The sequence below is a fragment of the Methylorubrum rhodesianum genome (assembly GCF_014199985.1).
GTDB lineage: Bacteria > Pseudomonadota > Alphaproteobacteria > Rhizobiales > Beijerinckiaceae > Methylobacterium > Methylobacterium rhodesianum.
The window spans coordinates 349,079-368,887 of sequence record NZ_JACHOS010000001.1; the positions used below are offsets into that span (position 1 = coordinate 349,079).

Genomic DNA, 19,809 nt, shown 5'->3' on the forward strand with positions numbered 1-19,809 from the left:
ACTGACGGCGACCGGACAGCCAGACGCCCGCATCGGCGGGAGCGATGGCATCGCGGCCGAACCGGTCGCTGTCGGAGAACCGGACCGAGAGCGGGGCACGGACCACGACAGGCGGGCGCCGAGGCACTCGGTCGAGCGCGCGGCTCAAATGTAGGTCGAGGCGAGAGCTGGCGAGCCTTCGAGCGCGTGGGCGAGCATTTCAAGCCCGTGCGTGATTTGCTGCCGGGTCGAGGGGCCGCCGAGGCAGAGGCGCACCGCCTCCGGCGGCGTCCCGGCCACGCAGAACGGGTCGCTGCCGACCACGCCGAGCCCCGCCGAACGGCCCTGGCTGGCGAAGGCGGAGCGCGTCCATCCCTCCGGCAAGGTGATCCAGACATGGAAGCCGTTCGGATCGGCGGTGTAGCTCGCCGCCGGCAGAAGCGAGGCCGCGATGCGCTGGCGCGCGCTCGATTCCTGACGGACGAAGTCCACGATGGCGTCTGCGGTGCCGTCCATGATCCAGCGCGTCGCCAGCGCCGTCGAAATCGGCGACGCCATGACGGTCGCCGCTCGCAGCGCGCCGCCGAGGGGGAGGGCCGACCGGGCACTCGGCGCGACCAGAAACGCGAGCCGAAGGCCCGCGCCGAGGCATTTGGCGAGGCCCGCGACGTAATAGGTGATCTCGGGCGCGAGTTCGGCGAAGCTTTGGGGCGGAGCCGGACAGATGTGGGCGTAGGCGTCGTCCTCGATGATCGTGACGGCATACCGACGCGCCACGGCTATGATCGCCTCGCGCCGCGCCCGGGGCAGGGTCGCGGTGGTCGGGTTCTGCAGGAGCGGATTCAGGTAGATGGCCTTCGGGGTCACCTTCGTACAAACGGCCGCGAAAGCGTCCGGATCCACCCCGTGGCGGTCCATCGGAAGATCCACCAGACGAAGGCCGAGATGCGCCGCGAGCGCGCGGATGCCCGGATAGGTGATCCGCTCGGCGCAGATCGTGTCGCCGGGCCGGGCGATCTGACCCAGAACGCCGACGAGCGCGCTATGAGTGCCGGGACAGATCAGCAGGCGCTCCTGCGCCGCATCGATCCCTCGGCCCTTCAGCCAGCGCAGTGCAGCCTGCTTGTCCTCCTCCGTTCCGCCGAAACCCTGATAGCGGAGCAGGTTGCCGAGATCGCCCGACAGTTCCGCGAAGGTTGCCTGCATGCGTGCCCGCAGCGCCGGTGCATCGGGCTCGGGCGGCAGGTTCATCGTGAAGTCGACCGGCCCAACCCGCGGCGCGGCACCATTTGTACGAGCCGCTTGGGCCGGATCAACCACGAAGGTGCCCTGGCCGACGCGGCCCTCGATCAGGCCGCGCTTATGCGCCTCGACATAGCCGCGGGACACGGTCGTGAAGTTCAAGTTGAGCGTTTCCGCGAGCGCGCGCTGGGTCGGAAGCCGTGTACCCGGCGTCAAACGCCCGGTTCGGATGTCTTCGGTCAGGGCGTCCGCGATGGCGAGGTAATGCGGCTTTCCCCAGAGCTTCAGGTCAAGGGTCCAGCGTGCCGGGCCGCCGACCTGAGAGCCTGCTCGTCCATCTCGATCAGCCGCCGTCATACGCCCCGCGCTCGCACCGTCTCGATACGATCAATCTTGATTGTATGGCCTGCAATCGCCGTTCCGCTCCAGCGGCCTTCAATGACCCAATGGTTGATCCATACAATGCTGTCAATTGGTGATCATCCTTTGCGGCAACTATGCAAAAAAACCATGCATCGAGTGCTGCTCAAGCGAGCTGTCTCGAAGCACAATTGTCAATAAACGCAGGAAATTGGTCGCATTATTGTATGCACCCACAAGGGACCGATTGATCGGTTTATTGCCGTGTTCGGCTGGCATGCCGCTTGCCAAGATGACCAGGCGATCGTTCGCAGCTCCGCCTGCCGCGGTCCCATCCTTCAAGGAGCGAGAGCCATGCCTGCCGTGAACCGCGAACCCCACAAGAAGGGCGACTTCCTGGTCGATTACGAGGAGAAGGTCTTCGAGGACGTGAAGGCGGAGCCGGGCCAGAAGGCGCTCGTGACCTTCCACACCGTGGCGTTCGAGGGTTCGATCGGCCTCGTCAATCTGCTCCAGGCCACTCGCCTGCAGCGTAAGGGCTTCGAGACCTCGATCCTGCTCTACGGCCCCGGTATCACGCTCGGCGTTCAGCGCGGCTTCCCGCGCCTCGGCGACGAGGCTTTTCCCGGCCACCTGAACTTCAACAATCAGCTTGAGAAATTCATGGCCGAGGGCGGCAAGGTCTACGCCTGCCGCTTTTCGACCCAGGCTCTGTACGGCCATGGCGAGGCCGCCTTCATCGAGGGCATCCGCATGATCAACCCTCTCGACGTGCTCGACTGCATCCTCCTGCACAAGCGCGACAACGCGGTGATCATCGACACCTGGACCGTCTGACGCCCGCCTATCGCATCCGGCGGCCGCCCGGAGCGGCCGCCGATCCAGCCGGAGGGAGTGCCATGTCAGACAGCCGGATCGTGCGGGCTGCAGCCGTCCAGATCGCGCCGGACCTCGAGCGACCGGACGGTACCCTCGAGCGCGTGCTCAACGCCGTGGACGAAGCCGCCGCCAAGGGCGCCCGCTTCATGGTCTTTCCCGAGACCTTCGTACCCTACTATCCCTACTTCTCCTTCGTCCTGCCGCCCGCCCTGCAGGGCGGGGAGCACCTCAAGCTCTACGAGCGCGCCGTCGCGGTCCCGGGGCCAGTGACGCAGGCGGTGGGGGTGGCCGCGCGCCGCCACGGCGCGGTCATCGTGCTCGGCGTGAACGAGCGAGACCACGGCTCGCTCTACAACACGCAACTGATCTTCGACGCCGACGGCAGCCTGAAGCTCAAGCGCCGCAAGATCACGCCGACCTACCACGAGCGCATGATCTGGGGGCAGGGTGACGGCGCGGGCCTCGACGTGGTCGAGACCGCAGTGGGCCGGGTCGGCGCGCTCGCCTGCTGGGAGCACTACAACCCGCTCGCCCGCTACGCCCTGATGGCGCGCCACGAGGAGATCCACGCCGCCCAGTTCCCAGGGTCGCTCGTGGGCCAGATCTTCGCCGACCAGATGGAGGTGACGATCCGCCACCACGCCCTGGAGGCGGCCTGCTTCGTCGTCAACGCCACCGGCTGGCTGACCGACACGCAGGTGGCGGAGGTCTGCCCCGAGGAGCGCCTGCGCGGTGCCTGCCGCGGCGGCAACTGCACCGCCATCGTCTCGCCCGAGGGCAAGCACCTCGTCGAACCGCTGAAGGAGGGCGAGGGGATCCTGATCGCCGACATGGACCTCGCGCTCGTGACCAAGCGCAAGCGGATGATGGATTCGGTCGGCCACTACGCCCGCCCCGAACTTCTCAGCCTCCTCCACGACGATCGTCCGGCCCCGTTCGTGCACCGGCCGATCCGTTCCCAGACCGACATCCGGAGCCTCGACCATGAGCAGCACTCCGCTTCCGACGAGCCTTCCCTCACCGGCGGCCATGGCGGGCTTGGTCGGGATGCCGACGGAGCGCCTGATCAACGCGTTGCAATCCTACGGCGTTAGGCTTGCTGACAGCCGCGCGGGTGCTCCGAGCCGCCGCGGCGGCGCCGGACCGTCGGACCACAAGGCCATGATCATCGCGGGCCGGACCGTGATGGTCCCGGTCCATACGGAGAGCGCCTTCGACTCGCCCTTCCTCGTGCGCCGTCCGGATGCCGACGGAGTCGCGGTGATCGAGCACGAGGGCGTGGTGATCGGGCGCGCCACCTTCCCCGGGAAGCCCCGCTTCTATTCCCTCTCGACCTTCGACGGCGTGCCCTATTCCAAGATCGCCGTCCTGCACGGACGGGACGTGCTCGCCACCACCGTGCTGCAGACCTGCATCCGCTACGCGAGCCGAGCCAAGACCTGCCAGTTCTGTTCCATCGGCCAGTCACTGGCCGCCGGCCGCACCGTCGCGCACAAGACACCGGAGCAGCTGGCCGAGGTCGCCCGCGCCGCTGTCCTGCTCGACGGTGTCCGGCACATGGTGATGACCACCGGCACGCCGAACGCCACCGATCGCGGTGCGGCCGTTCTGTGCGAGAGCGCCTTCGCCGTGAAGGCTGCCGTCGACCTGCCGATCCAGGCGCAGTGCGAGCCGCCGGACGACGACCGCTGGTTCGAGCGGATGAAGCAGTCGGGCATCGACGCCCTCGGCATGCACCTGGAGGCCGTGACCCCGGAGGTTCGTGCCCGCATCATGCCGGGCAAGGCGAGCGTGCCGCTGGAGCGGTACTACGCCGCGTTCGAGGCTGCGGTCCCGGTCTTCGGCCGGGGGCAGGTCTCGACCTACATCCTCGCCGGCCTCGGTGACGCGCCCGCCGCCGTTCTGGAGATGGCTGAGCGCCTGATCGGGATGGGCGTCTATCCCTTCGTGGTGCCCTTCGTGCCGATTTCGGGCACGCCGCTGGAAAGCCACCCGGCACCCGATCCGGATTTCATGCACGCGATCCTGCGGCCGCTTGCGCAGATGCTGTCCGGGGCCGGCCTGCGCTCGGCCGATATGAAGGCCGGCTGCGGACGCTGCGGCGCCTGCTCGGCGCTCTCCACCTACGAGGGCGCGGAGGCGGCGGCATGATGTTCGAACCCGTGCCGCCGTATCGGCCGAGCCACTTCAAGGTGAAATTCGCGGTTGCGCCCTGGGAGCGTCGGGCCTGCTCGGCCCTGCGCCGCCAGGTCTTCTGCAAGGAGCAGAGTCTCTTCGCGGACGACGACCGGGACGCCATCGACGCGCACGCCATTCCGATTTGCGCCCTCTCGACTCTCGGAGGCGACGCGGACGCCGTCGTCGGCACCGTGCGCATCCACGCGGTCGCCGAGCGTCCCGGCGAATGGTGGGGCTCGCGCCTCGCCGTCGCCCGCCCGTTCCGCGGGACCGCCGCGCTCGGCGCCGGGCTGATACAGGTCGCGGTCTCGTCTGCCCACGCCCGCGGCTGCACGCGCTTCATGGCTCACGTGCAGGAGCAGAACGTTGCGCTGTTCCAGGCGCTGCACTGGACGAGCCTCGGCGCGGTCGCGCTGCACGGACGTCCGCATCATCTGATGCAGGCGGACCTCGCCGCCTATCCGCCGATGCACGACCCCGAGCACGGGCTCCTCACCTTCCGCAGGGCCGCGTGATGACCGCGGGGTTCGATATTCAGGCCCTGGCCCGACAGATCCGGGACGCGCGCGGTCTCGCCCACAAGCGCGACATCGACGCCGTGGTGACGCGGCTCGGTCTCAACGCCCGGAACGCCCGGGTTCCGGTCGGCGACGACTGCGCCGCCATTCCCGACGGGGACGGCCATCTGCTTCTCGCCATCGAGGGCTTCCTCGACAGCTTCGTCGCCGCCGACCCATACTTCGCCGGTTATTGCGGCATCATGGTCAACCTTAGCGACGTGGCCGCCATGGGCGGGCGCCCGCTCGCCGTCGTCGACGCCCTGTGGAGCCGCGATGACGCGGCCGCGGACCCGGTCCTTGCCGGTCTGGCCGATGCCGCCGCCCTCTACGGCGTGCCCATCGTCGGTGGCCACACGAACACCCGCGCCGGCGCCGGCAACCTCGCGGTGGCGATGCTCGGGCGAGCGGGTCCGCGACTCCTGACGAGCTTCGACGCGGCGCCGGGCGACGACCTCGTCGCCGCCATCGACCTGCGCGGTCGCTTCCGCGAGCCGCACCCGTACTGGGACGCCTCGACCGGCAGCCCCGGCGAGCGCCTGCGCGGCGACCTTGAGGTGCTGCCGGCGCTCGCCGAGGCGGGGCTCGCCCGCGCCGCCAAGGACATCAGCATGGCCGGCGTCGTCGGCACGGCACTGATGCTGCTCGAATGCTCACAAGTCGGCGGCGTCATCGATCTCGACGCGATCCCGCGCCCCGAAGGTGTTCCGCTGCCGCGCTGGCTCCCGGCCTTTCCGAGCTTCGGCTTTCTTCTCAGCGTTCGACCCGACGGCACACCGGCCGTTCTCGCCCGCTTCGCGGAGCGCGGCGTCGCCGCCGCCAAGATCGGCACGCTCGATACGAGCCGGGTCGCGCGGGTGCGCGATGCCGCCGGCGAACAGGCCGTGGTCTGGGATTTCTGGGCGAGCCCGCTGATCGGCTGCGGCCGCGACGAGGCTGCGGGGATCGCACCGTGAGCGGCCTGCGTATCGCGATCCTGACCCATTCCACCAATCCGCGCGGGGGCGTCGCCCACAGCCTCGCGCTCGCCGAGGCTCTGTGCCGGCTCGGTCATGAAGCGGTGGTCCATGCGCCCGATCCCGCTGGCCGCGGCTTCTTCCGGGACGCGGCCTGCCCTACCGTTCCGGTGGCTGCCAAGGCGGTGAACGGCGGCACAGTCGAGCTCGTGCGATCCCGCATCAACGACTACCTGCGCCACTTTGCGACGCCGGCCGCCTGCGACTTCGACGTCTTCCACGCCCATGACGGGATCGGCGGCAACGCGCTCGCAACCTTGAAGCACCGCCGTCTGATCCCGGGCTTCGCGCGCACGGTCCACCACGTCGATAGCTTCTCCGACCCCGTTCTGGCCGATTGGCAGGACCGCTCGATCCGCGAGGCCGCCCGCCTGCTCTGCGTCAGCCGGACTTGGGCGGAGTGGATCAGGGCTGATCTCGGCGTCGAGGCGGATGTCGTCGGAAACGGTGTCGACCTCTCGGTCTACCGATGCGCGCCCTCCGAAACGGACGCGGCCGTGCGCGACCGCTGGGGTCTTGGTCCAGGGCCTGTGATCCTCAGCGTCGGCGGATTCGAGGAACGCAAGAACACCGCCGGAATCGTCGCGGCCTTCGCGCGCCTGCGTCAGCGTCACCCGCAAGCACAGCTCGTCGTCGCGGGCGGCGCCTCGCTGCTCGATCACGCCTCCTACTGTGCCCGCTGCCACGCGGCCCTAGCGGCCGCCGGGCTCGCGGTCGGTCCCGGGCTGGCCGTCATCGAGACAGGGCCGGTGCCACAAGCCGACATGCCGGCGCTGTATCGGCTCGCGCACCTCCTGGCGTTCCCCTCCTGGACGGAAGGTTTCGGTCTCTGCGTGCTCGAAGCGATGGCCTGCGGCACGCCCGCCCTCGTTTCGAACCGCCCACCCTTCACCGAGTACCTGACCGCGACGGAGGCCCTGTTCGTCGATCCCGCGGATCCGGACGACCTCGCCGAGGCCATGGCGTCGGCCCTTCGGCCGGCAACCCGCGCCCGCCTGAGGGCGGCCGGACTGAAGCGGGCCGCTGACCATTCCTGGCGCACCTGCGCGGAGCGTCATCTCGAAGCCTACGCGGCCTGCGCCCGTGTTCGACAGGAGCCGATTCATGCCTGAGATGCGCTTCCATGTCCGCTGGCCCGACGGCCGGCGGGAGGCCTGCTACTCACCCTCCCTCGTCGTGAGGGATTACCTGACACCGGGCGAGAGCTACACGGTGGACGATTTCGTCGAGAAGACCCGTGCGGCCCTCACCATCGCGAGCGAGCGTGTCCGCGAAAAGTACGGGTTCGCCTGCTCCTCCGCCATCGACCAGCTCGCGCGCATCGAGGCGGCGGCGAAGCGGCAGCCCCCGGACGGCCGGGTGACGGTCGAGACCTTCGAGCCCTGAGCCGGCCTGTCCCGCCGTCACGGACCAGGACAGCACTCACCCCGTCGTCACGGAGCCCGCGCCATGACCGCCATGCCCAGTCACGTCCCGGTCGTCATCGTCGGAGGCGGCCAAGCCGGTCTCTCTGTCAGCTATCACCTCAAGCAGCGCGGCATCGAGCACCTCGTCTTCGAACGGGAGACCGCCGCGCACACGTGGTCGACGCAGCGCTGGGACACGTTCTGCCTCGTCACGCCGAACTGGCAATGCGATCTTCCCGGTCACCCCTACGACGGACCCGACCCGGACGGGTTCATGAAGAAGGACGAGATCGTCGCTTATCTGAAGGCCTTCGTCGCCAAGGTGAAGCCGCCGATCCGTGAGGGTGTCGCGGTGACGCGCGCGGAGCGACGCGAGGACGGCCTCTTCTCGGTACGGACCTCGGAGGGCGACTACACCGCCAACGAAGTCGTGGTCGCGTCCGGCGGCTATCAGGTCCCGATTGTCCCGCGCATGGCCGAGAAGCTGCCCGGCTCGATCATGCAGATGCACTCCAACCAGTACCGCAATCCGGCGCAGCTCCCGCAGGGCGAGGTACTGGTCGTCGGCTCGGGCCAGTCCGGCGCCCAGATCGCCGAGGATCTGCATCTGGCTGGCCGCAGGGTGCATCTGGCGGTTGGCGACGCGCCGCGCTGCGCCCGCTTCTATCGCGGCCGCGACGTCGTCGCCTGGCTCGCCGACATGGGCTACTACGACATGACGGTCGACCATCATCCCTTGCGCGACGGCGTGCGTGACAACACCAACCACTACGTGACCGGCCGCGACGGCGGGCGCGACATCGACCTACGCCGCTTCGCCCTGGAGGGTATGAAGCTCTACGGCCTGATGGAGGGTTATTCGGACGGCGAACTGCGCTTTCGCGACGACCTCAAGCACTCCCTCGACCAAGCGGACCGGACCTACAACGGCATCAACGCCGCCATCGACCGCTACATCGCGGAGAACGGCATCGAAGCGCCTGCGCAGGCGCGTTACGCCCCCGTCTGGGAACCGGCCGAGCCGGTCACCAGCCTTGTCCTTGAGCAGTCCGGCATCACCAGCATCGTCTGGTGCATCGGCTTCTCGCCGGATTTCCGTTGGCTCGACGCGTCGGTGTTCAACGGGGCGGGCAGCCCCAAGCACAAGCGCGGCGTGACGAGCGAGGCCGGCGTCTACTTCATCGGCCTGCCCTGGCTCAACACCTGGGGTTCGGGCCGCTTCGGTGCGGTGGGCGGCGACGCGGAATACGTCGTGCAGAGGATTCAGAAGCGCCTCGCCACCCAGCGGACCGCATTCAAGTACGCGGTTTGAAACGGTTCTCATCCGGTCGGGGCGGAGACGGTTCGCCCGCTCTGCCAGATCCGACAGCGGGGCTTCGATCCCCTGCAGAAGGGGCCGCCGGCGATCGACAAGATATAATTCGAGAAGTCGGGTCGGCCATTCTCAGTCCCGATTGCTGTTCTTTTTCGAAACGATGGATTTCCTTCGTTTCTGTTTTCGCCCGCTTGCATCCGGACCATAAGACTCTCCAGCGGCGCACGATATGGTGGCGTCGTTGCACACTGCGGCGGAGGCGGTTCGTGATCCGCGCCGCCGTCAGTCCCCGAAGTTGGAGGGAGGAGAGCGATGAGCTGGCACAGTGCGGATGACCCGATTCCCGGCGACCATTTCAGCTGCGATGCGATCCAGACCCTGATCGTGCCCCGCTCCCGCGATCTCGGCTCCTTCGCCGTGCGCCGCGCACTTCCCTCGGCTGAGTGCCGAATGGTGGGGCCGTTCATCTTCTTCGATCAGATGGGTCCCTCCGAGTTTCTGCTCGGCCAGGGCATGGATGTCCGCCCGCACCCCCATATCGGCCTGTCGACCGTCACCTACCTGTTCGACGGCGAGATCATGCACCGCGACAGCCTCGGCACGGAGCTTCCGATCCGGCCGGGCGAGCTCAACTGGATGACGGCGGGTCGCGGCATCACCCACTCGGAGCGCACCGCCCCGACCCTCCGGCAGACCGGCTCACGGCTGTTCGGCATCCAGAGCTGGGTCGCCCTCTCGGCCCGCGACGAGGAGAACGCGCCGGCCTTCGAGCATTACGAGGCCGACGCGCTTCCGGTCCTGACGGGGGAAGGTAAGACCGTCCGGCTGATCGCGGGCGAAGCGTTCGGGGCGCGCTCGCCGGTTCGGACATCGAGCCCGATGGTCTATGCCGACGTAATGCTGGAGGCGGGCTCCGTCCTGCCGCTCGATCCGACCTACGACGAGCGCGCAATCTACACCGTCGCAGGCGCAATCGAGATTGCCGGCGACGGTTTCGGTCCCGGCCAACTCCTGGTGTTCCGGCCGGGCGACCGCATCAGCATCCGTGCGACGGAAACCGCCCGGTTCATGGTTCTGGGCGGCGAGCCGATGGACGGCCCGCGTCACCTGTGGTGGAACTTCGTGTCGTCGCGGCCCGAGCGGATCGCGCAGGCCAAGGAGGACTGGCGCCAGGGCCGCTTCGATACGGTGCCCGACGACGCCGAGTTCATTCCTTTGCCGGAAGAGCCTCAGCCCGTCCGCTATCCCTGATACGAAGGCGCGCGGGTCGTCTTCAGCCCGTGCAGCCGCCGACCGTCGCCTTCGAGCGTGATCGAGGGCGCCGCCATCCGAAAGTTCGAAAGAGGCTCGTCACATCATGGCTGTCGAAGCGTCCGGTGCCGCGAGCGAGCTCGTTCAAGTCGTCGCCCTTCTCGCCGCCGGCGTCGTCGCCGTTCCCCTGTTCAAGCGGCTCGGGCTCGGCTCGGTCCTCGGCTACCTCGTCGCCGGGCTCGCGATCGGCCCGTTCGGGTTGGGGCTGTTCACCGACGCCCACGCAATCCTCCACGTAGCCGAACTCGGCGTCGTCATGTTCCTCTTCATCATCGGACTGGAGATGGAGCCCTCGCGGCTCTGGGGGATGCGGCGCGAGATCTTCGGTCTCGGCCTCGCCCAGGTCGGCGCCTGCATCGGCGCCCTGACGCTCGTCGGCGTCGCCATGGGATTCCCGGTCGTGGTCTCCTTCGTGGCAGGCACCGGCTTCGTCCTGACCTCGACCGCCATCGTCATGCAGCTCCTTGAGGAGCGGGGCGCCCTCTCGACCCCGAAGGGCCAAAGGATCGTCGCGATCTTGCTCCTCGAGGATCTCGCGATCGTGCCGCTGCTGGCCGCCGTCGCCCTTCTGGCGCCGGGTGGCGCCGAGACCAGCGGAACGGACCGAGCCGTGGCGATCCTGATCGCGCTGCTCTCCGTCGCCGCGCTGGTGGCCGCGGGCCGCTGGCTGCTCAACCCGCTGTTCCGCCTTCTCGCCGCGGCCAAGGCGCGGGAGGTGATGACCGCGGCAGCCCTGCTCGTCGTGCTCGGCTCGGCGCTGGCGATGCAGCTCGGCGGCCTCTCCATGGCGATGGGCGCCTTCCTGGCCGGTGTGCTGCTCTCGGAATCGAGCTTCCGCCACCAGCTGGAAGCCGATGTCGAGCCGTTCCGCGGTATCCTGCTCGGCCTGTTCTTCCTCGGCGTCGGGATGTCCCTCGACCTTGCGGTGATCGCCGCGAACTGGGGTCTGATCCTCCTGAGCGTGGCCGCCTACATGGCGGTCAAAAGCCTCGTCATCTACGCAATCGCTCGACTTCTGCGGGCCGCGCATGCCGAGGCGCTGGAGCGCACGGCTCTGATGGCGCAGGGCGGCGAGTTCGCCTTCGTCCTCTACGCGGCGGCCGCGGGCGCGGGCATCATCGACGGCACGACCAACGCGGTCCTGACCGCCACCATCATCCTGTCGATGGCGATCACGCCGCTCACCGTCATCGCCTTCGACCGCTTCGGGCCGAAGGCGTCCGCCTCCACGGATGGCGTCGAAGCCCCGGAGGACCTCGTCGGCAGCGCCCTGATCATCGGCTTCGGGCGCTTCGGGCAGATCGTCAGCCAGCCGCTGATCTCGCGCGGTTGCTCGGTCTCGATCATCGATACGAACGCCGACAACATCCGCCTCGCGGAAGGGTTCGGCTTCAAGGTCTATTACGGCGACGGTGCCCGGCTCGACATTCTGCGGGCGGCCGGCGCCGCCACCGCACGGGCGATCCTGATCTGCGTCGACGACCGCACGATGGCCAACCGCATCGCCGAACTGGCGAAGGCGGAGTTTCCGCTGGTCCCGGTCCTCGCCCGCGCCCGCGATCGCGAACACGCGGTCGAGCTGATCGAGGCCGGTGTCGCCTACCAGTTGCGCGAGACGCTCGAATCCGCCTTTGCCTTCGGTGAGCAGGCGCTGGTGACGATCGGTGCCGAGCCGGAGGCGGCGATGGACATCATGGCCGAGGTTCGGCGGCGCGACGCGGAGCGTCTGGATCTCCAGGTCGTCGGCGGGATCTATGCGGGTCGCGAGCTGATCCGGGGCAACGCCGGACAGCCGGCCCACGGGCACGGCTGAGCGCCCGGGGAGGGAAGCGCGGGGCAGGAGGCTCGAGAGCGAACCATGGCCATCCATCTCGGCCTTGCCGGCCTCGCCGGCCTTCTCTCCGTGCTGTCCCCCTGCGTGCTGCCGCTGCTGCCGCTGGTGCTCGGCGCCGCCGCCACGGCGCACCGGCTCGGACCGTTGGCCCTGGCGGCCGGCCTCGCGTTCTCCTTCGTCGCAGTGGGCCTGTTCGTGGCGACGATCGGTTTCGCCATCGGCCTCGACGGCGACCTGTTCCGCAAGATCGCGGCGGCGCTTCTTCTGGCGCTCGGCCTCGTTCTGATCGTCCCGGCGGCGCAGACGCGGCTCGCGACCGCGGGTGGTCCGGTGAGCGACTGGGCGGAGCGGCGGTACGGTGGCTTCTCGACCGCCGGTCTGACGGGTCAGTTCGCCGTCGGTCTTCTGTTGGGCGCCGTCTGGAGTCCCTGCGTGGGTCCGACCCTCGGGGCCGCCACGCTCCTGGCGGCTCAAGGTCGCGATCTCGGCAGCGTCGCGCTCACCATGCTGATGTTCGGAATCGGGGCGGCCCTCCCGCTCGTGGCGCTCGGAATGCTGTCGCGCGAGATCCTGATGCGCTGGCGCGAGCGGATGCTCGGTGTCGGCCGAGGACTCAAGGCGGCTCTCGGCGTCGTCCTTATCGTCACGAGCGGACTGGTTCTGTCGGGCACCGACCGGGCGCTGGAAACCTTGCTGGTGAATGCCTCGCCGGACTGGCTCACGGCGCTTACGACGCGCTTTTGATCCCCCGCGAAGCGAGACCTCTGACCGCCTCCTCGGAGCCGAAGTCAGGAGGATGCCCGCTCCGCCCAGACACGGTCGAGACGGGCGCCCCGGTAAGCGTCGGGGATGGAGAGCGCCCAGACGAAGAAGCCGCCCGCGTGGCGCCCGACGAGGCTTGCATCGGGCGCGGCGAACCGGGCGGTGAGCCATCCGCCGAGGAGAGCGAAGAGAGCGAAGCCGAGTCCCCGCGCCGCGCGGCCCGTCCAAACGTGACCCATACCCGGCAACAGCATCGCCACGAGCAGAACGCGGGTGGGATCAGGCGGCGCACGCATGGCGAGTCTCCGAGGAGGGTTCGGACAGGGTCCGAGCGAGGTCGAGGCCGTCGCTCAAGGCGCCGGCGAGCTGGTCCGATTCGAGGCGCGACAGCGGAAAGCGGCTGCCCCGCAGGAGCAGGTAGGCGCCTCGTGCACCTTGGCTCGCCTGCACCGTCAGGCGCAGGCCGTCGGGCGTCACCAAGACCTCCTTCACCCTCGGATCGGCGAGGACGCGGCTCAGAACGGGCGTCAGGCGTGCGAGGGGAACGTCCGCTCCAGCCGTTCCGCGCACAAGCGTATCCGCCGGCCACGCCGCGGGCACGGGGAGGCGGAGCGGAAGTTGATCGGGTGCGTAAAATTCCGCGCCGGCCGGACGGCGCAGGACATCGAGGACCGCCTCGGTCTCGAGCGGCATCCGAAGGGTGACACGGAGCCAGAGCTGCGGCAGCCGTCGGTGGACCAGGGTGTCCGGAACGAGGCGGACGTTGACGACCGCCGGACCGACGCGGCCGCGCAACGTCGCGAAACCGGCCCGGTCGCGGCCGAGGCGCGGCTCCGAGAGGGGTCCGGTGCAGTCGTCGAGGAGGCCGGCTCGCCAAGCTGCCTCCCTCCGGTGCTGGCGCACGCAGAACGCGGCGCTGCACAGGAGAATCAGCAGGGTCAGCCCGGCGAACATCGGCGTCACTCAGTAACCGCGGGGCTTCGGCCAGGGCATCGTGAATTGGTCGCCGCGGCGGACATACTTGTAGCGGTGCAGGACGAACCAGGCCGAAGCGGTGATGTAGAAGGCCATCATCGCGAGGAGCTGCGTGCCGTAGCCGAGGAAGACCGCCAGATAGGTGACCACGCACAGGACGAGCAGCAGCACGGCCGGCAGCGGGTGGAGCGGATGCACGTAGCCGCGCTGGATCGACCCGAGCGGCCACTTTCGGCGGAACAGCACGATCGACAGCGCCATCAGCGTGTAGCCGAGCAGTCCCGACAGGATCGAGAAGGTGATGGTCTGGTCGAGCGGAGTCGAGACCGCGAACAGGATCGCGATCGGCACGAAGAAGACGATGGCGCGGTAGGGCGTGCGATAGGTCGGGTGAACGGCGCCGAACCAGACCGGCATGTAGCGGTCCCGGCCCATGGCGAACCACGCCCGCGAGGCGTCGTTGATGCAGCCATTGGCCGAAGCGACCGTGGCGAACAGCGTGCCGAGGAACAGGAACAGCTCCAGCCAGCGGCTGCCCGTGAGCCGGGCCGCGTCGTAGAGCGGTGTCACCGCCTGACCGAGATATTCCCAAGGCATCAGGCCGGAGCAGACGTACCACGTCAGCGTGGCGGCAATCAGCAGGGTCATCATGCCGGTCATGGTCCCGAGCGGCAGGGCGCGGGCGGGCGAGCGGACTTCCTCGGCGGCCTGGGTCGTGCCCTCGATGCCGAGATAGAACCACAGGCCGAAATGCATCGCCGCGAGGATGCCGAGCGAGCCGTAGGGCAGGGCGCCCAGCAGCGCCTCGTGCTGCAGCACCGCACCGGGCGCCCAGGGCTGGGTCGCGACGAACAGCACGACGATCGCGGCGAACGCGGCGGCGGTGATGACGAGATTGAGGGTCAGCGTGGCGAGCACGCCGCGATAATTGAGGAAGGCGAGCGCCACCACGGTGAGCACCATGAAGGCCCGCTTGTCGATCGCGCCTTCGAGCCCGAGGCTCTGGGCGAAGGCCTCGATCAGGTCGCCCGTCACGATGGCGTTCGACACCTCCAGCATCGTGTAGGCCATGACGAGATAGAGGCCGACATTGAAGGCTGCCAGCGGCCCGATGATGTGCTTGGCCTGGGCGTACTGGCCGCCGGCCGCGGCGACCGTCGAGGTGATCTCGGAATCGATCATCGCGACGCAGGTGTAGAGGATCCCGGCGAGCCAGCACGCAGCGAGCGCCGCAACCGCGCCGCCCTTTCCGACCGCGAAGTTCCAGCCCATGAACTCGCCCACGAGGACGATGCCGACGCCGAGCGCCCAGACATGCCCCGGACCCAGGACGCGCAGCAGCGCAACTCTTCGACTCGCGGCTGGCGCCTGCGCGGCGGCGGGGATCGCCCCGCCGGCCGGAGGAGCGGAGACGCGCTCTGCCATCGGTTGGACCGTCGTCATCACGACCTCGCTGCCGTCTCACCGACCTCGGAATCGACGATCTCGCCCTCCTCGGACGAGAGCAGGTAGCTCTCGTCGTAGGTTCGGTTGGTGCGCAGGAGGTCGAAGCCCATCCAGAGGGCGAGAGCGGTCGCGGCCGCCCAGGCGCCCCAGTTCATCACGGACACCATGATGTGTTCCCCCGATCTGCAGGAAGGTGCGGTAGACGACCTCGGCAGCAGGGAAGGCGGATCGAGCGGCGGACCGTTCGAGTTCAGGCCTTCGGCGCGCCGTCGAAACGCTCGGCGATGACCTCGCGGTACTCTCGATCCGAGTAGCGAAACATGAAGATGAAATAGCCGACGATGATCGCGGCGGTGAGCGCCACGAGGCTCCAGTTGAAGGCGTAGTCGAAGCGGGTGCCGATGATCCCCGCGGCCTTCTCCGGCGTGAAGCCGAGCTTTTCCCACTGCCCGGCCATGGTGGGGTTCTGACCGAGGGACTCCCAAGTCGGGTTCGAAGCGGCCGTCGTGCTGGTGCCGCCACCGGCGAGCTTGAGCCACAGAGGCAGGTAGAGGGTGATGAAGACGAGAACCAGCATCAGCACGGCGTCGACGATCTGTCCGACGACGGATTGAACCGGCGGCTCGTAGGGCGTGCGGCCGGCCATGTCAGGCCTCCCCCGCCCGGCGCATCTCCCGCAGGCGATCGAGGTAGTACAGGTCGGTTCCGTAGATCGCGTCGCGATCCTCGCGGTAATGCCGGATCATCGCCGCGATCGCCGCTGTGTTGAGCAGGACGACACAGGCTCCGACCCCCAATACGAGGTAGGTGATTCCGCACGTGTCGCAGGCCTGCCGCATGGTCCAGAAGGTGAAGGCGTAGACGAACCAGACCATGCCGACGGCGAAGATGGCAGCCGCTCGATCTCGACCGAACATGGCTGCGACGCGCGCATCCTGCATGGCACATCTCCTCCCGGAGGATCGTTCTTGCAAGGAATTCTGGCTTCCTTCAGAGAAATATCCTGCCGTTTCGGACGTGCGTCAAGCCAGAATCGCTGCCGCACTGCACCATATTGCCGAAGGCTTGCGCAGATTGTGCCGTGATTGAGCAGCGTATTGCCTCGGTAGTCGCCGTGAGGGAGCGGGGGGCGAGGCGGGGCGTTTCCCCCGCGCTGCCACTGCAATGGAAAGATACATGCTCGACGCGGCGATCTACGACCGCCTCCTCGGCACCGCCGCCGCGATCTCGGAGCCGCTGCGGTCGGCCATCGCGGCGGTCGGCCTGATCGAGATCGCGCCGCCGGCTCATGCCAGTATCGCCGAGCGCCTCTTCGTCGAGGTCGTCAATCAACAACTCTCGACGAAGGCAGCCCTGTCGATCTGGACACGCGTCGAGGCCGCCGCAGCTCTCCATGCGGTCGCGCCGCGCGACCTTTTCGTTCCGGGCTACGAGAGCCTGCTGCGCGATTGCGGCGTCTCGGCGAACAAGGTGCGCGCTCTGCAGGCCATCCGGGAAGCAGAGTCCGCCGGTCTCTTGAGCGCGGACCTGGCGGACCTCCCACATGCCGAGCGCTCGGCCATCCTCTGCCGCATCCGCGGCGTCGGCCCGTGGACCGCCGACATGGTCGGCATCTTCCACTTCCTCGACCCCGACATCTGGCCCCTCGGCGACGTAGCCGCCGTCGGAGTCCTGCGCCGTCTCACGGGAATCGACGACACGGAGGCGGTCGCTGCGGGCTTCGCGCCGTACCGCTCGATCCTGGCCCGCTACATGTGGCGCAGCCGGGATACGGCGTCCGCCGCCGCGTGATCCGGTCAGCGGCCGGCCTCAAGGAAGGGCCGGAAATTCTCCAGCCACTCGCGCAGCCAGACCTCGGCGGCCCGCTTGGCGCCGTCCGCTTCCGGAGCATGGCCCCAGATGTCTTCCGCCAGCGGGCTCCACCACGTCCAGAGGTGGTTTGACCCATCGTATTCGACGGTCGCGACCTCGATGGCGCCGATCCGGCCGGTAAAGCGCCGGAGGGGCACCTCGGAGATGCCGCCCTGAGTCCAGATGATCGCGTCGTTCGACATAGCTTCCCAACGCTGCGGCCGCACACGCGTTCGATGACGGATCGCAGGTGAATTCGGAATGTGACGGCCGCGATGATTCACACCGCGCAGCGCCGTTGCCCCTTGACCGAAGCGAACCGATCCGGCATGCGCGCGCTGTCTGCCCATCGTCGCCGCGCGCGTGATGTGCGGCTCCACAGGAACTTCCGACCCCCATGCCCGACGACAGTAGTCGATCGACCACGCCGCCTTCGGCCAACCGCGTGATCTGCGCCTGATCGTCTGATCCGGCTCACCCGCGACCGGCCTTTGGCGGCTGGTCCGACAAGAGGTGAGCCATGACTGACTCCAACGTCATTTCCCGGCGTGCCCGCTCCCGCGCGGCGAAGTCCGGCCGCAACAGCAGCGTCGTGCTCGTCGTAGCGCTGATGATGGCCCTGGTCTTCGTACCCGTGCTGGCTCTTCACGCGGCCGCCCTCTCCGGCGCCGTGTCCGGCGACGAGACACGACCCGACGAGGTCGCCACCGCCGTCACCCACAAGAAGGTGCCGGGCTGAGCGTCACCGCGAAAACCCCTCCAACAAAAAAAGGGGGCGCCCTGGGCGCCCCCTTTTTCTTGGTCCTGCCCAAGCAGCTTCAGGCCGCGCGCACCGTGGAAAGGAAGCGCGCCACTTCGGCCCGCAGATGCTCGGATTGCCGCGACAGTTCGGAGGCGGATGCCAGAACCTGAGTCGCGGCGGCGCCGGTCTCCTCGGAGGCCTGAGCCACACCTGCGATATTGCCGGTCACCTCGCCTGCACCGGCGGCTGCCTGCGAGACGTTGCGCACGATTTCCTGCGTCGCCGCGCCCTGTTCCTCGACCGCGGCCGCAATCGTCGCGGTCACCGCGTTGATTTCGCGGATGCGCCCGGTGATGCCGCCGATCGCCGACACGGCCTGACCGGTCGCGCCCTGGATCTGGGCGATCTGACCGGAGATCTCTTCCGTCGCCCGCGACGTCTGGGCCGCCAGTTCCTTCACCTCGCTTGCCACCACGGCGAAGCCCCGGCCGGCCTCGCCGGCGCGGGCCGCCTCGATCGTTGCGTTGAGCGCCAGAAGATTGGTCTGACTCGCGATGTTGGCGATGAGATTCACAACATCACCGATCCGGGCCGCCGCTTGGCTCAATTCGTGGACGAGGACGGCACTCTGGTCCGCCTCGCCGACCGCGAGCTGAGCCATGCCAGCCGACGTGCCGACCTGTCGGCCGATCTCCTGCACCGACGCACCGAGCTCCTCCGCCGCGGCGGCGACGGTGCCGACATTGGAGGCGGCCTCCTCGGCCGCGGCGGCGACGGTGGTCGACTGGCTCGCAGTCTGCGTGGCAGTCGCGGTCATCTGTTGAGCGGTGGCCTGCAGTTCGGTCGCCGAGGAAGAGACCATTCCAACGACGCCTCCCACCGCACGCTCGAAGCCGTCGGCAAGCTCGATCATGGTGCGGCGGCGCTCGACCGCGGCAGCCTCGTCCGCCACGCGCTTGAGCTCGGCCTGCTCGGCGGCCTTGCGCGCGACGAGGGCTTTGATCCCCTCGACCGCGCGGGCGACGGCACCGATCTCGTCGCCGCGGCGGGCCTCGGCGATATCGGTCTCGATCTCGCCCCCGGCCATCCGCTCGAGCACGCGGACTAGGCGTCCCATCGGGCGTACGACCCCGGCGATGGCGATCAGACCGAGCAGGCTGAAGGCGATCAGAAGGCCGGCAGCCGCGATTGCGATCAGAGCCATCGCGGCGGACTGTCCGACCTCCTGGGCCTGCTGTTTCGCGGCCTCGAGGTCACTGATATTGGCCGTAACGCGCTTTTCGATCGCTTCGATCGCCTTCGTCCGCACCGGACGAACCACGTCGGAGGACACCTTCGCCGCCTCGACGTTCTGGTTCTTCAGCCCGAGCTCGATCGAACGCTCCGCCGTTGTGAAGAAGCCTGCAACCGTGGCTTTGAGCTCACCGAGCATCGTGCGGCGCGCATCCGTATCGGCCATGGCGATCAACCGATCCACGCCGCTGAGGGCCCGTTCCCGCGCCGCCTCGAACCGCTTGTGTTGTGCCGCGAGCGCGGGTCCGTCGGTCTCGAGAATGATGTTCTTCTCGCTGATCACCGCCTCGTCGATGGCGAGGGCGGTCTGCAGCGCGGTGATGACCCGGGCGGCACGGACGTCCACGACCTCCTGTGTCGTTCGCTGCAATCGATCGAGCGTGTTGTGCGCCAGGATAACAATACCGGCCGCGACCATCGCGACCAGAACGGCCGGAATGGCAAGTTTCCCAAGAAGTCTGAGATTGGTGAACCAGCGCATCTGTCTGCGTCGCGGGACCGTAGTTGAACGTCCGCGGGCCGCCCCCGCCACATCGGATCACGATCATGTGAGGATCCGACGGTTAATAAGAAACAAATCCTTCAAATTGCGCGAGCGACTTTCGCTAATCACCTATGTTAATAAGCGGAGCCAATGCAGTCGGCAAACTTGCTACTCGCGAT

General features: G+C 68.3%; 22 protein-coding genes. 13 read left to right on the plus strand and 9 right to left on the minus strand.

Features of this window, described 5'->3' with window-relative positions:
- Window positions 1-144: 144 nt before the first annotated feature.
- Window positions 145-1,578, minus strand: a complete 1,434-nt coding sequence (locus HNR01_RS01425) for an aminotransferase-like domain-containing protein (RefSeq protein ID WP_183666174.1) — start codon at window positions 1,576-1,578, stop codon at window positions 145-147.
- Window positions 1,579-1,935: 357 nt separating this feature from the next.
- Between HNR01_RS01425 and HNR01_RS01430 the strand changes: the two genes are divergently transcribed.
- The 11 genes from HNR01_RS01430 (at window position 1,936) to HNR01_RS01480 (ending at window position 12,821) form a co-directional block, all read left to right on the plus strand.
- Window positions 1,936-2,418, plus strand: a complete 483-nt coding sequence (locus HNR01_RS01430; RefSeq protein ID WP_058191264.1) for an MSMEG_0572/Sll0783 family nitrogen starvation response protein — start codon at window positions 1,936-1,938, stop codon at window positions 2,416-2,418.
- A 62-nt stretch (window positions 2,419-2,480) separates the two neighbouring features.
- Window positions 2,481-3,554, plus strand: coding sequence for a Nit6803 family nitrilase (locus HNR01_RS01435; RefSeq protein WP_183666176.1), 1,074 nt, complete (start codon window positions 2,481-2,483; stop codon window positions 3,552-3,554).
- A complete protein-coding gene (locus tag HNR01_RS01440) occupies window positions 3,490-4,611 on the plus strand; it encodes an MSMEG_0568 family radical SAM protein (RefSeq protein WP_375373198.1) in 1,122 nt (373 codons plus the stop codon). The genes HNR01_RS01435 and HNR01_RS01440 overlap by 65 nt, the downstream gene beginning before the upstream one ends.
- Window positions 4,608-5,153, plus strand: coding sequence for an MSMEG_0567/Sll0786 family nitrogen starvation N-acetyltransferase (locus HNR01_RS01445; RefSeq protein WP_183666178.1), 546 nt, complete (start codon window positions 4,608-4,610; stop codon window positions 5,151-5,153). The genes HNR01_RS01440 and HNR01_RS01445 overlap by 4 nt, the downstream gene beginning before the upstream one ends.
- A complete protein-coding gene (locus HNR01_RS01450; protein WP_183666180.1) occupies window positions 5,153-6,151 on the plus strand; it encodes a sll0787 family AIR synthase-like protein in 999 nt (332 codons plus the stop codon). The genes HNR01_RS01445 and HNR01_RS01450 overlap by 1 nt, the downstream gene beginning before the upstream one ends.
- The gene (locus HNR01_RS01455; RefSeq protein WP_183666181.1) at window positions 6,148-7,323 is read left to right on the plus strand and encodes an MSMEG_0565 family glycosyltransferase; all 1,176 of its coding nucleotides are present in this window, start codon (window positions 6,148-6,150) and stop codon (window positions 7,321-7,323) included. The genes HNR01_RS01450 and HNR01_RS01455 overlap by 4 nt, the downstream gene beginning before the upstream one ends.
- On the plus strand, window positions 7,316-7,597 hold the full coding sequence (locus HNR01_RS01460) for an MSMEG_0570 family nitrogen starvation response protein (RefSeq protein ID WP_017482879.1): 282 nt from the start codon (window positions 7,316-7,318) through the stop codon (window positions 7,595-7,597). Before HNR01_RS01455 ends, HNR01_RS01460 begins: the two co-directional genes overlap by 8 nt.
- A gap of 63 nt (window positions 7,598-7,660) precedes the next feature.
- On the plus strand, window positions 7,661-8,929 hold the full coding sequence (locus HNR01_RS01465; protein ID WP_183666183.1) for an MSMEG_0569 family flavin-dependent oxidoreductase: 1,269 nt from the start codon (window positions 7,661-7,663) through the stop codon (window positions 8,927-8,929).
- Window positions 8,930-9,244: 315 nt separating this feature from the next.
- Window positions 9,245-10,183 (plus strand): pirin family protein, encoded by a 939-nt coding sequence (locus HNR01_RS01470; RefSeq protein ID WP_153875203.1) that lies wholly within the window; start codon window positions 9,245-9,247, stop codon window positions 10,181-10,183.
- Window positions 10,184-10,289: 106 nt separating this feature from the next.
- Window positions 10,290-12,056: a monovalent cation:proton antiporter-2 (CPA2) family protein gene (locus HNR01_RS01475; protein ID WP_183666185.1), complete on the plus strand. Its 1,767-nt coding sequence runs from the start codon at window positions 10,290-10,292 to the stop codon at window positions 12,054-12,056.
- 45 nt (window positions 12,057-12,101) lie between these two features.
- Window positions 12,102-12,821 carry a cytochrome c biogenesis CcdA family protein gene (locus HNR01_RS01480; protein ID WP_183666187.1) on the plus strand — a complete coding sequence of 240 codons (720 nt, stop codon included), beginning with the start codon at window positions 12,102-12,104 and terminating at the stop codon, window positions 12,819-12,821.
- A 44-nt stretch (window positions 12,822-12,865) separates the two neighbouring features.
- On the opposite strand, the gene HNR01_RS01485 is transcribed toward HNR01_RS01480, so the two are convergent.
- The 6 genes from HNR01_RS01485 to HNR01_RS01510 all read right to left on the minus strand — a co-directional run bounded on the left by HNR01_RS01485 (window position 12,866) and on the right by HNR01_RS01510 (window position 16,201).
- Window positions 12,866-13,135 carry a hypothetical protein gene (locus tag HNR01_RS01485; RefSeq protein WP_017482884.1) on the minus strand — a complete coding sequence of 90 codons (270 nt, stop codon included), beginning with the start codon at window positions 13,133-13,135 and terminating at the stop codon, window positions 12,866-12,868.
- Window positions 13,119-13,793, minus strand: a complete 675-nt coding sequence (locus HNR01_RS01490; protein WP_183666189.1) for a hypothetical protein — start codon at window positions 13,791-13,793, stop codon at window positions 13,119-13,121. The genes HNR01_RS01485 and HNR01_RS01490 overlap by 17 nt, the downstream gene beginning before the upstream one ends.
- A gap of 9 nt (window positions 13,794-13,802) precedes the next feature.
- Window positions 13,803-15,257, minus strand: a complete 1,455-nt coding sequence (locus HNR01_RS01495) for an APC family permease (RefSeq protein ID WP_183666191.1) — start codon at window positions 15,255-15,257, stop codon at window positions 13,803-13,805.
- Entirely contained in the window at window positions 15,257-15,427 is a 171-nt protein-coding gene (locus HNR01_RS01500) for a hypothetical protein (RefSeq protein WP_012452169.1), read from the minus strand. Before HNR01_RS01500 ends, HNR01_RS01495 begins: the two co-directional genes overlap by 1 nt.
- An 83-nt stretch (window positions 15,428-15,510) precedes the next feature.
- Window positions 15,511-15,906: a hypothetical protein gene (locus tag HNR01_RS01505; RefSeq protein ID WP_153875198.1), complete on the minus strand. Its 396-nt coding sequence runs from the start codon at window positions 15,904-15,906 to the stop codon at window positions 15,511-15,513.
- A 1-nt stretch (window position 15,907) separates the two neighbouring features.
- A complete protein-coding gene (locus HNR01_RS01510) occupies window positions 15,908-16,201 on the minus strand; it encodes a hypothetical protein (RefSeq protein WP_017482888.1) in 294 nt (97 codons plus the stop codon).
- A 235-nt stretch (window positions 16,202-16,436) separates the two neighbouring features.
- Here HNR01_RS01510 and HNR01_RS01515 point away from each other — a divergent pair, with 235 nt between their 5' ends.
- A complete protein-coding gene (locus tag HNR01_RS01515; protein ID WP_183666193.1) occupies window positions 16,437-17,051 on the plus strand; it encodes a DNA-3-methyladenine glycosylase family protein in 615 nt (204 codons plus the stop codon).
- 5 nt (window positions 17,052-17,056) lie between these two features.
- Here the strand turns inward: HNR01_RS01515 and HNR01_RS01520 are convergent, their stop codons facing one another.
- Complete coding sequence (locus HNR01_RS01520; RefSeq protein ID WP_153875196.1) at window positions 17,057-17,314, minus strand: hypothetical protein; 258 nt, start codon at window positions 17,312-17,314, stop codon at window positions 17,057-17,059.
- 317 nt (window positions 17,315-17,631) lie between these two features.
- Between HNR01_RS01520 and HNR01_RS01525 the strand changes: the two genes are divergently transcribed.
- Entirely contained in the window at window positions 17,632-17,850 is a 219-nt protein-coding gene (locus tag HNR01_RS01525; protein WP_017482891.1) for a hypothetical protein, read from the plus strand.
- Window positions 17,851-17,929: 79 nt separating this feature from the next.
- Here HNR01_RS01525 and HNR01_RS01530 read toward each other — a convergent pair whose 3' ends face one another.
- Entirely contained in the window at window positions 17,930-19,627 is a 1,698-nt protein-coding gene (locus HNR01_RS01530; RefSeq protein WP_183666194.1) for a methyl-accepting chemotaxis protein, read from the minus strand.
- Between the last annotated feature and the right edge of the window lie 182 nt (window positions 19,628-19,809).